12 protein-coding genes are annotated in these 11,633 nt (G+C 69.5%); 1 reads left to right on the forward strand and 11 read right to left on the reverse strand.

From position 1 onward, the window contains the following. Positions 1 to 192: 192 nt before the first annotated feature. The 7 genes from ACT89H_RS24410 to ssd form a co-directional block, all read right to left on the reverse strand. On the reverse strand, positions 193 to 564 hold the full coding sequence (locus ACT89H_RS24410; protein ID WP_445110980.1) for an Rv3654c family TadE-like protein: 372 nt from the start codon (positions 562 to 564) through the stop codon (positions 193 to 195). Next, positions 561 to 875, reverse strand: coding sequence for a TadE family type IV pilus minor pilin (locus tag ACT89H_RS24415; protein WP_445110981.1), 315 nt, complete (start codon positions 873 to 875; stop codon positions 561 to 563). Before ACT89H_RS24415 ends, ACT89H_RS24410 begins: the two co-directional genes overlap by 4 nt. Positions 876 to 913: 38 nt before the next feature. Continuing rightward, entirely contained in the window at positions 914 to 1,114 is a 201-nt protein-coding gene (locus ACT89H_RS24420) for a DUF4244 domain-containing protein (protein WP_445111055.1), read from the reverse strand. Between the two features lie 429 nt (positions 1,115 to 1,543). Next, positions 1,544 to 2,167, reverse strand: a complete 624-nt coding sequence (locus tag ACT89H_RS24425; protein ID WP_445110982.1) for a type II secretion system F family protein — start codon at positions 2,165 to 2,167, stop codon at positions 1,544 to 1,546. Positions 2,168 to 2,377: 210 nt separating this feature from the next. Further along, entirely contained in the window at positions 2,378 to 3,172 is a 795-nt protein-coding gene (locus tag ACT89H_RS24430) for a type II secretion system F family protein (protein ID WP_445110983.1), read from the reverse strand. Then, positions 3,169 to 4,353, reverse strand: coding sequence for a TadA family conjugal transfer-associated ATPase (locus tag ACT89H_RS24435; protein ID WP_445110984.1), 1,185 nt, complete (start codon positions 4,351 to 4,353; stop codon positions 3,169 to 3,171). Before ACT89H_RS24435 ends, ACT89H_RS24430 begins: the two co-directional genes overlap by 4 nt. Positions 4,354 to 4,363: 10 nt before the next feature. Further along, positions 4,364 to 5,473 carry a septum site-determining protein Ssd gene (ssd, locus tag ACT89H_RS24440; RefSeq protein WP_445110985.1) on the reverse strand — a complete coding sequence of 370 codons (1,110 nt, stop codon included), beginning with the start codon at positions 5,471 to 5,473 and terminating at the stop codon, positions 4,364 to 4,366. Positions 5,474 to 5,936: 463 nt separating this feature from the next. Between ssd and ACT89H_RS24445 the strand changes: the two genes are divergently transcribed. After that, entirely contained in the window at positions 5,937 to 6,746 is an 810-nt protein-coding gene (locus tag ACT89H_RS24445; protein ID WP_445110986.1) for an HAD family hydrolase, read from the forward strand. A gap of 499 nt (positions 6,747 to 7,245) precedes the next feature. On the opposite strand, the gene ACT89H_RS24450 is transcribed toward ACT89H_RS24445, so the two are convergent. From ACT89H_RS24450 to ACT89H_RS24465, 4 genes are read right to left on the reverse strand one after another with little or no spacing between them, the layout of a single operon-like run. After that, positions 7,246 to 7,992 (reverse strand): Fic family protein, encoded by a 747-nt coding sequence (locus tag ACT89H_RS24450; protein WP_445110987.1) that lies wholly within the window; start codon positions 7,990 to 7,992, stop codon positions 7,246 to 7,248. 52 nt (positions 7,993 to 8,044) lie between these two features. Then, positions 8,045 to 9,730 (reverse strand): dipeptide ABC transporter ATP-binding protein, encoded by a 1,686-nt coding sequence (locus tag ACT89H_RS24455; RefSeq protein WP_445110988.1) that lies wholly within the window; start codon positions 9,728 to 9,730, stop codon positions 8,045 to 8,047. Further along, on the reverse strand, positions 9,727 to 10,683 hold the full coding sequence (locus tag ACT89H_RS24460; protein ID WP_445110989.1) for an ABC transporter permease: 957 nt from the start codon (positions 10,681 to 10,683) through the stop codon (positions 9,727 to 9,729). The genes ACT89H_RS24455 and ACT89H_RS24460 overlap by 4 nt, the downstream gene beginning before the upstream one ends. Continuing rightward, on the reverse strand, positions 10,676 to 11,602 hold the full coding sequence (locus ACT89H_RS24465; protein WP_445110990.1) for an ABC transporter permease: 927 nt from the start codon (positions 11,600 to 11,602) through the stop codon (positions 10,676 to 10,678). The genes ACT89H_RS24460 and ACT89H_RS24465 overlap by 8 nt, the downstream gene beginning before the upstream one ends. Positions 11,603 to 11,633: the final 31 nt, after the last annotated feature.

Genomic DNA, 11,633 nt, shown 5'->3' on the forward strand with positions numbered 1-11,633 from the left:
CTGACCAATAAAAAGGAGTCGATTCATATTAACTAGCCTATTGCCACTTCATCCATTCCCGACACCCGCATTCCTTCGTTTTGGATAACCCGACCCGCAGGTAATTCCCCGAGCCCGCTTTTAAACCTGCCAGTAAAATTTCCGATTTCCGCTACCTGAAGCGACGCAGAGCCGACCGTGTATCGAACTCCGTCACTCTTCAACCGGTCCGGCCCGCGCACTCGCGCGAACGCTGCGACCGCCGTACAGACCTATTGGTACATTTCTTTCCACGACCACCGTGGCGTCCCACTCCGCCGCCTCACAAACACGGATTCGCGTGTCCATCCGCCGTGCCACCGCATCTGCCTCGCCACATGCGACGTCGACGCCATCGATCAAGGCGCCCGCCGCGGTGAGCGCCGCCGAATCCGCGGCCGCCTGCGCCCGATGCCGCGCCACCACCACGGCCCCTACCTGCGCGATCAACAGCGTCACACCGATCAGGGCCATGAGGGCAGAACATGCGAACACGGTGGCCAGGCCCTGCTCATCGCGCATCCGTGGCGCGGAGGAGGCCGTCATTCGGTGGCTCCGGGCTCGACGGTCGCGACCGCCTCCGCGCGAAGAGTGAGCAGCGGCAGCAGCGGGGTTCGCGCGGAAACCACGGCTATCACGCGAGTGCCCTCGGTGTGGAGTGCGATGTCGGCCGACGGCGGGGCGATGCGCTCAGCCGCCGAGCGGGCGTTCGCGTGATCGCCCCTGGCGGTCAGGCGGGCAGCCTCGCGAGCGGCGTCGACGCAGCGGACCTGTGTCGACGCCGCCAGTAATGCCCCGAGACAGAGCACGACAGTGGCAACGATCGAGGTCAGAGCGAGCGCGGCCTCGATCGTCACCTCTCCCCGATCGTCGCCGAGCGTCGGTGCGGCGACGGTTACACCGATGTGTTGAGTGCCCGGTCGATGATCTTCGTCAGCGCGTTCACGATGCTGTCGCCCGTCACCACCCCGTACAGCACGGCGCCGAAAGCCGCCGCCGCGATCGTGCCGATCGCGTACTCCGCCGTGCTCATGCCGTCCTCCGCGGCCATCACCCGTAGCGCTCGCGCGCGCAGGCCCATATATACAGCCCACATCCTGCGGCCAACGGACTTCGCGACCCCCTGGATACCCACCCGATTCCTCCTTTCCGGCTCGTGCGGCCGGTCCGCACGAGCACGCTTTTTCCGATGTAGTACTCGCCGCGGCCGGAGCACGGTCACCCACGCCTCGCTCCGTGACGGACCGCGAGGGCGTGCCGACCAGCAGTGCCCAGGAGCGACCGAACGCTGGACCCGAGGCAGCACGCGAGGCAGCCACCGAACCGCCGGATACTCGGCTCGCCGCCGAGCCGTCGAACTGTTGGCAGACCGACCAGCGTCGCGTCACGCTCCCCGACCCTTTTCGGTAGCGGCGATGCACCATCACACGGCCGCGCACGTGATCCGTCCTGGTGACCAGCGATAGCCCGCGCGCACGCCGCCACGCCGACACCACGGGCGGCGCAGTCGCGGGCTGGGGCGGAGTTACAGCAGGCCGCCGTCGAGCACTCGGCCCGCCAAGCCGATGACCACGGGCACTATGCCGAGGCACACGAAGGCCGGGAGGAAGCACAGCCCCAACGGACCGCCGATCAGGACGCCGGCGCGTTCCGCCTTCGCGGCAGCGATGTCTTCGACCGCGGCTCTGCGCTGCTCGGCCAGCTCCGTGACCGCTGCCGCCAGCGACGACCCGGACCGTGCCGAACGGCGCGCCATCCGGGCCAGCGACTCGATTTCCTCGACCCCCGGACGCCCGTTGGCATCCTGTGCCACCTGCTGCCAGGCCGTGGCGGCGTCGGCACCGAGGGCCAGCAGGTCCGCTGCCCGTCGCAGTGCTTGGCCGAGCGGTTCCGGCGCCTCCTGCGCCACCGCGCGCGCCGCCCCGGCCATCGGCAGCCCGGCGCGCAGGCAGGCGGCCAGCAGATCGAGAACCGAAGCGACAGCCAGCGGATCGGTCGCGCGGTTCGCTCGGCGTGACGCCTCGACCGGTGCGCTGGGTGTCCGCCCGAGGACCTGCAACCGCCTGCTCACGGCCACGCGACCCGGCAGAAGTACCAGTGCGGTCGCCACCAGCAGCAATGGCAGCGCCGTCCCCGGGGTGAACGCCATCAGCAGCCTTCCTGATCGTGAGACACCTTCCTGCGCGACCCGCCGTCGTGCTGTGCGGCGGCATACCGTGCGTCACCGCCGCGGCAACGCCGACGCGGGTGCCGACGAGGCCGACCAGCAATCGCCCGAGTCGGCCTTCCACGTCGACCGCAACCGGCCGCGAAGGCGGCGACTGCGCCGGCCGGCCGGGACCGGTCATCGAGAATGACTTCATCTCAGTACCTTTCGTGTGATGGCATCGGTCCACAGCAAGCCCGCGCAGGCCAGGCCCGCACCGAGCGGCAACAGCACCGTCCCCGCGGGCGAGGCGAACAAAACGTGCAGCGGTGCGGCGCCCATCATTTGGCCGAGTGCGATGCCGAGAAGCGGTAGGCACGCGAGTACCGCGGCGGTGGCCCGCGGGCCGGCCAGCGCAGCGGTGGTGCGGCTGTGAAATCTGATGCGCCCGGCGAGATCCGTTCGGGCTGCCGACAACAACTCGGCCAGTGCCAAGCCGTGCCGCTCGGCCACCTGCCAGGCCCCGGCGACCCGGGAAAGTTCCGCGGCGATCGGAGAATCCGGCCGGCGCAGGCCCTCCGCCGCCGAGCCGCCGAGCCGGCTACGGGCGGCGCCGACGGTGAGGGCGCGCACCGACTCGCCCCGCACGTCGCGCGCGGCGGCTTCGGCGGCGGCGATCGGGTGCGCCCCCACTCGCAGTTCCGCGATCACGGCCTCCAAGGCAGCGAGCAGGTGACCTAGCTCGACCTTCCTGCGCCGGTCCCGTACCGCCCGGCGGGTCCGGACCCCGACCGTTCCGGCTACCAGACCGGCGGCGATGAAAGAACCCGGCCCGAAGACGACGAGCACGATCACCGCGCCCGCACTCGCACAGACGCGGAACAACGTGCGCCCCGAGGGCATTCGGTGCTCGACGCGCGCGGTGAACAGCTGCCCGAAACGGCGGCGCGACCGGGGCGCCGGAACCAGCACCAACGCCAGCGCGAGACACAACACCGCGCCGCTCACCGGTCGAGCCGTTCGGCGATCAGGCCGGCCAGGTCCGCGGCGGCGGGGGCCGCACCGGTGCTATGCCAGGCCGGTGTTATCCGCACACGCCCATCGCCGGTGCGGTGAACGAGGCCGATCTCGCGCAGTCCGCGCGAGCCGTCGGATCGGCGGTGCACGTGCAGGACGACCTGTACCGCGGCGGCGAGTTGACTGTGCAGGGCCGCTCGATCCATACCGCCAAGAGCGGCGAGTGCTTCCAACCGTGCCGGGACTTCTTGCGGTGAGTTGGCGTGCACGGTGCCCGCGCCGCCGTCGTGTCCGGTGTTCAACGCGGTCAGCAGATCGACCACCTCGGCGCCCCTGACCTCGCCGACCACGATGCGGTCCGGCCGCATGCGCAGCGCTTGCCGGACCAGATCGCGCACGGTGACCTCGCCGACGCCTTCCACGTTCGCGGTCCTGGCCACCAGGCGGACCACGTGTGGATGCGGTGGCGCGAGCTCCGCCGCGTCCTCGACGCAGATGATCCGCTCGGATGGGTCCACCGTGGCGAGCAGACCGGACAGGAGCGTCGTCTTCCCGGCTCCGGTGCCGCCGACGACGAGAAACGCCAGCCTCGCCTGGACAATTCGTTCCAGCAGGAGCTTCGCGGCGGCGGGCACCGAGCCCGCCGCGGCGAGTGCGGCGAGCCCCTGGGTGGCCGGACGAAGTACGCGCAGCGACAGACACGTGCCGCCGTGCGCGACCGGAGCGAGGACCGCGTGCAAGCGGACCCCGAACGAATCCCCTGATGCCGCACCGGTTCCGGACAGCCGGCCGTCCACCCATGGTTGCGCGTCGTCGAGTCGTCGCCCCGCCGACAGCGCCAGGCGCTGCGCCAGCCGCCGGACCGAGGCCTCGTCGGGAAAGGTGATCGAGGTTCTCTCCAGGCCGTGCCCGCGATCGATCCACACCGCGTCCGGACCGGTCACCAGGACGTCGGCCACATGGGGATCGTGCAGCAGCGGTTCGAGTACGCCGGCGCCGGTGAGTTCGGTTTGCAACAGCCGCAGGGCCCGCAGCAGGTCGGTGTCGCCGAGCACCCCGCCCGCCTCGGCGCGGATCGCGGCGGCGACCTGCGCCGGATCCGGGTCGCCGGTCTCGCTCGCCAAGCGCTCCCGCACCCGGTCCAACAGTTCGCTGGTGAGTATCGCGCTCATCGCCCCCTCCTCACCGCCGTTGTCCCGGTGGTGCGCTCAGTACGCTGAGCACCGCGTCGGCGGCATCGCGCAGCGGCCCGCGGCGGCCTACCGACATCCCGCCGCGCTCCAGCCGGTGCGCGAGACCGGCCTGGGCGCGAACGGCGGCGAGTAGCGGGAGATCGAGCACTTCGGCGACCTCGGCTCCGCGCAGGCCGCCGGGCGCCGGGCCGCGAACGACCAGTCCCTGGTTCGGGTTTCGCCGCGCGATATGGGCCGACACCGCTTCGGCTGCGGCGACCGCGCGCAGCCGTGCCGGAACGACCAGCACCACCAGGTCGGCCGAGTCGAGCATCTGGTCGGCATGCGGCCCGCGCTCACCGGAAATGTCGCAAACTATGAAATCGCCCGCTGCACGGCCTGCTTCGATTACGGCGCGGACCGCGGGCGCACCGAGCGCACGTGGCAATCGTCCCGCACCGCAGCGACCGCACGACAGCACCGCAAGTCCTGGCGCCGCGACGGGCAGGGCGCCGTGCAGCGCGGTCGCGGAGACCCTCCCGTCCTCCACCACCAGGTCGGGCCAGCGCAGGCCCGCCGCGTTCTCGATACCGAGCAGCAGGTCGAGACCACCCGCGAAGGGTGCGCCATCGACCAGCAAGGTCTCGCGCCGGAACCCCTCGGCGGCGGCGCGCAGCGCGACCGCGACGGCGAGAGTGGACGCACCGGCTCCTCCGCCCGCGCCGACCACGGCGACCACCACGCCGTCACCTGCACGCTGCTCGCCGTACTCAGCAAACATCTCGATTAGCCCCACCGCCGCGCCGGGCAGGGCGATAGCCCGCTCCGCGCCGACCGCGGCGGCGGCCTGCCAGTCGAGCAATCCTGGCTCACCATCGGTTACCACCACCACGCCGGACCGGCGCAGGTACCCCGCGCCGGCCGCCGCATGCGCCGCATCGGTGTCCAGGATCACCAGCGGAGCGCCGGTCCAGGAATGTCGGCCGACAAGTTGGGCCCGCTCGTCGAGTGGCCGTTCGGCGGCCGCCGCGATACGGCGGACTTCGTCGCGCAGGCGGTCGTCACCGATGAGCACGAGGGCGGGCGCCGGCCCGCTCGGCTCCGATGCATCGAGGTTCATGCAGGTCAGCGTCGCTGAACCGGAGCGGCGACAGAAGGGGCGATATGCCGAATGTGGACAACTCCGGGGTTGTGGACAACCATCCGAGCCCGGCGCCGTACCGCACTGTCCTTGAAATAGAGGACGGCCCCAGCCGGGGGGGGAGGAGGCTGGGGCCGTCGGGTTCAGCCCCGGGGGGTCGGGCTGAACGCGCCTGGACCATGTCCAGGTGCCAGCAATACTACACCCATTCCCCGGCCACAACGCAAGTCTGCCGATGGAGGTCTTTGTGGCCGTCGTGGCTTCGGCGTCTGCGGGGCAAACGCCATCCCCATCGCGCGGCACAGGCGTACGGAGCGGCGTGGCCGTGGCCCGGCCGCCGCCGACTCGCGGCCGATCGAGGGCGGGACAGCCGCCACACGATCGAGACCGCGTACCGGCCGGGGGACCGGGCGGCGGCCACACCGCCGCCTATCCTGGTCGGGTGGACCACTCAGCCACTACGGGTCACCGCGTCGCGGCCTTCTTCGATCTGGACAAGACCGTGATCGCGAAGTCGAGCACGTTCGTATTCAGCAAGCCCTTCTACGCACAGGGCCTCTTGAACCGCCGCGCCGTGCTGGAGAGCAGTTACGCCCACTTCCTGTTCCTGCTGTCGGGCGCCGACCACGACCAGATGGAACGGATGCGCGCCTACCTGACCAGCATGTGCGCGGGCTGGGACGTCGAACAGGTGAAATCCGTTGTGGCCGAGACGTTGCACGAGCTGGTCGATCCGCTGATCTACGCGGAGGCGGCCGACTTGATCGCCGACCACAAGATCCGGGGGCACGACGTGGTGATCGTGTCGGCCTCCGGCGAGGAGATCGTGGGCCCGATCGCCGAAGCGCTCGGCGCCTCGCACACCGCCGCCACCCGAATGGTCGTGGCGGACGGAAAGTACACCGGCGAGGTCGAGTTCTACTGCTACGGCGAGGGCAAGGTCACCGCCATCGAGAAACTCGCCGCAGGCGAGGGGTACGACCTGTCCCGCTGCTACGCCTACTCAGACTCGATCACCGACCTACCACTGCTCGGCGCGGTCGGGCACCCCACCGCGGTCAACCCGGATCGCAATCTGCGCCGCGAGGCCACGACGCGGGGTTGGCCGATTTTGACCTTCTCCAACCCGGTGTCGCTGTGGGCACGCTTCCAAGCACCGTCCTCGACGACGCTCGCGGCCACGGTGGCGGTCGGCTTGAGTGCGGTGGCGGCCGGCGCGATCAGCTATCGGATGCTGCGCCGGCGCCGCTGAGAACGGACGCTCGGGCAGCCCGGCACAACTGGTCGCCAGATACTTGCCGGAATCTCAGCCGACGCGGCAGACGAGGCCGCGGACCAGGCATTTAACCACGAAATGCCGGGAAAAACGCCTGCAAAAACGCCGATTATTCAATGTTCTCCGAGCCCTTGATGTGAATGCAGTCACAGTGTAGAAAGGTAACTACGGAAGGACGGAAGGCCTAGGCAGTACCGGAAGAGAAGGCACTGTCTCCCGACCCTCCTTCCCAGCACGGACACCAGGCACCCACGCGGAGCGCGCCGCGACAAGGGCAGAAGCGTTGTGGGCCTGCGAAATTCGGATAGTCGACGGCGAAGGCCTCGCACAGGTTGCGGGGATGAACCGGCCGGTGCCCGAATTGTCGCCGAGGCCGCAGAACACAACCCACCTAGCACGCTTGGTAACCGGGTAGTCCGTGCTAGCGGGCGGTGAGGTCGACAGACAACGCCGCCCGCTTTGACGTATACGGGGATTATCCCGCCGCCGAGTCGGCGATCGATGTGGCCTCGCGGGCACCGTCCTCGAACGCCCCGCAGCAGAAGATCACCCAGCCGCCGACGGCCTCCGCATCCCCGGTTCCGAAGCCCGCGGCCGCGTCCAGGTACGCCTGGCGCCTGCGCAACCAGAACACTTCCGGCACGCCGAGGCTGTGCGGGTCCAGCCCACTCGACACCGCGACCAGCCTGGAGGCCGCCCGCGCGACTACGCCATCGGCCGTTCCGAACGGCCGCAGTGCCAATAGCTCACCGTGTACTACCGCGGCGAGCACCGGGGCGGGCGCTCGCGAGCCGAGCACCGTCTGCGCCAGCAGATCCAGCCGCTGCGCGACGCCCGAGTCGCCACGCGGCCTGCCGAGCGACTCTTCCCGAGCGACCAGATCGGCCGCGGCGAGCAGATGCAGCCGCGCCAGCGCCTGCAGCGGGGCACGCTGCCAGGTGCCCACCAGATTCCGCAGCGCGTCCCCGTCCAACGCCTGGCCGACGCGCAGCGAACCGGCCAGAATCGGGTCCGCGACGCGGCCGTCGGCGGGAATGTCCGTGCTACCGCCGTCGATGGCCGCCGAGGACCGGGCCGCGCGCACGGCGGCCTCGGCCGCTGTGGTCGGCCACCCACGCCGGTTCGCCTTGTGCCGGTGTACCTCGGCGAGCGCGTCGCGGGCGCGGTCGGCCGCGTCCCGGACACCGGGGAGATCGACGAGGGGTTGCAGCGGGTCGGTCACGGCATACGAGGCTACTTGCGCCCGCGCCGGCCGATCCGCGCGCCCGGCTCACCTACCCGGCCAGCAGATCGCGTCCGGGTATCGCGTCGAGCAGCTTGCGGGTGTACTCCTGCTGTGGATCATCGAACACCTCGTCGGTCGTCGCCGCTTCGACCACCTTGCCGCGCTGCATGACGAGCACGTCGTCGGCGATCTGCCGCACCACGGCCAGATCGTGTGTGATGAACAGATACGCCAGCCCGAGCTCGGCCTGCAGCTCGTTGAGCAGGCGGAGGATCTGGGCCTGCACCAGCACGTCGAGCGCGGACACCGCCTCGTCACACACCACCACGTCGGGCCGCAGGGCGAGCGCCCGCGCGATCGCCACTCGCTGACGCTGTCCTCCGGACAACTCGTTGGGGTAGCGCCGCAGCACGCCGGTCGGTAGCGCGACCTTGTCGAGCAGTTCCCGCACGGTCGCCTGCCGTTCCTCGGCGGTACCGATCCGGTGGATGCGCAACGGCTCCTCGATAGTGCGGTAGATCGTGTACATCGGGTCGAGCGAGCCGTACGGGTCCTGGAAGATCGGTTGCACCCGGCGCCGGAAGGCGAAGGCGCTCTTGCTGTTCAGGGCGGTCACGTCCGCGCCGTCGAACGTGACCGTGCCGGAGGTGGGCGCGAGCAGCCCGAGCACCATCTGCGCCACCGTGGTCTTGCCCGAGCCGGATTCGCCGACGATCGCCGTGGTCGACCCGCGCCGCAGCCGGAACGACACATCGTCCACCGCGACGAACTCGGTCGACTTCCACGGCGTGCGATCGCGGATACTGAACGTCTTCGTCAGGTGCTCGGCTGTCAAGACCTCGTCCGGCGCCACCGCGAGTTCCGTATCGGCCGCTGCCACCTGCACGGCCTGCGCGTGGACCTCGGCTCGCCGCCACACCGCCGAGCGCCGCCGCGCGGCCAGCGACGGCGCCGAACTCACCAGCCGCTTGGTGTACAGGTGCTGGGGATCGCGCAGAATCCGCAGTGCAGGCCCGGACTCCACGACCCGCCCGCGATACATCACCACCAAATGTTCGGCCCGCTCTGCCGCCAAGCCCAGATCGTGGGTGATCAGCAATACCGCGGTGCCGAGGTCGGCGGTGAGCCGTTCGAGATGGTCGAGGATCTGCCGCTGCACGGTCACGTCGAGCGCCGAGGTCGGCTCGTCGGCGATCAGCAGTTTGGGCCGGCAGGACAGGCCGATGGCGATCAGCGCGCGCTGGCGCATCCCGCCGGAGAACTCGTGCGGATACTGGTTCACCCGGCGTTCGGCGTCGGGCATACCCGCTTCCTCGAGCAGCTCCACCGCTCGCCGCGCGGCGGCCTTGCCTTTCGCGATGCCGTTGGCCTCCAGCGTCTCCCGGATCTGGAACCCGATTTTCCACACCGGGTTCAGATTCGACATCGGATCCTGCGGGACCAGGCCGATGCCGCTGCCGCGGACCGCGACGATCTCGCGTTTCGAGGCCGCCGTGAGTTCCTTGCCCTCGAACCGGATCGAGCCGGAGGTGACCCGGCCGGTGCCGGGCAGCAAGTCGATGATGGCGTGCGCGGTGGTCGACTTTCCTGAGCCCGATTCCCCGACGATGGCCACGGTCTGACCCGGATAGACCGACAGACTCACATCCCGGACCGCGGGCGCCGGCTTGCCGTCGGCGGTGAAGCTCACGGTCAGATCGGTGATCTCCAGCAGGGGCCGGTCGGCCTCTCTCATCGCTTCCTCGCCTTCGGATCGAGGGCGTCACGCACGGCGTCGCCCAGCATGATGAAGCTCAGCACGGTCAGTGCCAGCGCTGTCGCCGGATAGAACAGGATGCCCGAAGTACGGATCTCCTTCTGACCGGTGGCGATGTCCGCGCCCCAGGACACGACAGTGCGCGGCAGACCGACGCCGAGATAGGACAGCGTCGCCTCGGTGACGATGAAAACGCCCAGCCACAGCGTGGTCACCACGATCAGCGGTCCCGCCGCGTTGGGCAGCACGTGGCGCACGAGCGTCTGTATCCGGGAGACGCCCAATGCTTTCGCCGCGGTGACGTAGTCGCTGTTCTTCGCTTGGATCACCGCGCTGCGGGCGATCCGCGCCGCCTGCGGCCAGGTGAACGAGGCAAGGATGACGATCACGGTCCAGATCGTGCGAGCGTCCAGCAGTTGCATGATCACGATGGCGGCCAGCATCAACGGAATCGCGTAGAAGATCTCCGCGACCCGGGAGACGATCGAGTCCAGCGGCCCGCCGTAGAAGCCCGCCAACGCGCCGAGCGTTCCTCCGATCAGCACGAACAGCAGCGTCGCACCGACCCCGGCGAGCACGGAAGCCCGCGCTCCGTAGACGGTGCGGGCATAGATGTCGCAGCCTTGCTTGTCGAAGCCGAACGGGTGGCCCGCGCTGCGCGGGTCCATGCTGAAGTCACCGTTGCAGTACCGCGGATCCTGATCGGTGAACAGCCCCGGCCAGACCACCACGATCAGTACGAACACGATCAGCACCGCCGCGACGAGGAAGATCGGGTTGCGCCGCAGCTGCCGCCACGCGTCGCGCCAGATGCTGGTCGGCGCGCCCGCGTCCAGCACTGCGTCGGTGGCGAGCACCTCGACCTCGTCGGACGGTGCGACGAAGTGTTCCTGGCCGCGGCGCGGACCCGCGTCCTCGGTCGGGTCAGGCATAGCGGATCCTCGGGTCGAGTGCGGCGTAGAGCAGGTCGACGATCAGGTTGGTGAGCAGGAAGATGACGATCAACACCGTGACGAAGGAGACGACGGTCGGCGGCTCGCCCCTGGTGATGGCCTGGTAGAGCGTGCCGCCGACACCGGGGATGTTGAAGATGCCCTCGGTGACGATCGCGCCGCCCATCAGTGCGCCCAGATCGGCCCCGATGAACGTGACCACCGGAATCATCGAGTTGCGCAGGATGTGCACGGTCACCACGCGTGGCCTGCCCAGACCTTTGGCGGTCGCGGTGCGCACGTAGTCGGCGGACATGTTCTCGGCCACTGAGTTCCGGGTCAAACGCAAGACATAGGCGAACGACAGCGAGCCGAGCACGATCGCGGGCACCAGCAGTTCGCCGATCGTCGCCTTGCCCGAGACGGTCACGGGTGCGATCCCCCATGTCACGCCGAGCAGGAACTGTGCGAGGAAGCCGACCACGAAGACCGGTACCGCGATCACGACCAAGCTGATCACGAGCATCGCCGAGTCGAACAGCTTGCCCTTGCGCAGCCCGGCGATCAGCCCGAACAGCACGCCGAAGACGGATTCGATCAGCACCGCCAGGAACGCCAGCTTCAGCGTGATCGGGAACGCGCGCGCGAGTTCGTCGCGCACCGGTCGGCCGGAGAAGGCCGTGCCGAAATCCAGCGTGACGATGCCCTTCAGATACAGCAGATACTGCACCAGGAACGGCTCGTCGAGGTGATAGCGCGCCCGCAGTTGCGCCTCCACGGCCGGTGTCATCGGCTTGTCACCGGCCAGCGCGTGGATCGGGTCGCCCGGGACCAGGAACACCAGGGCGTAGACGAGCAGGGTCGCACCGAGGAACACGGGGATCATCTGGAGCAGACGCCGCCCGACATACCAGGCCATTTCGCCTCCTGAACAGGACCGCCGAGCGTCC

Source organism: Nocardia aegles (genome assembly GCF_052545135.1).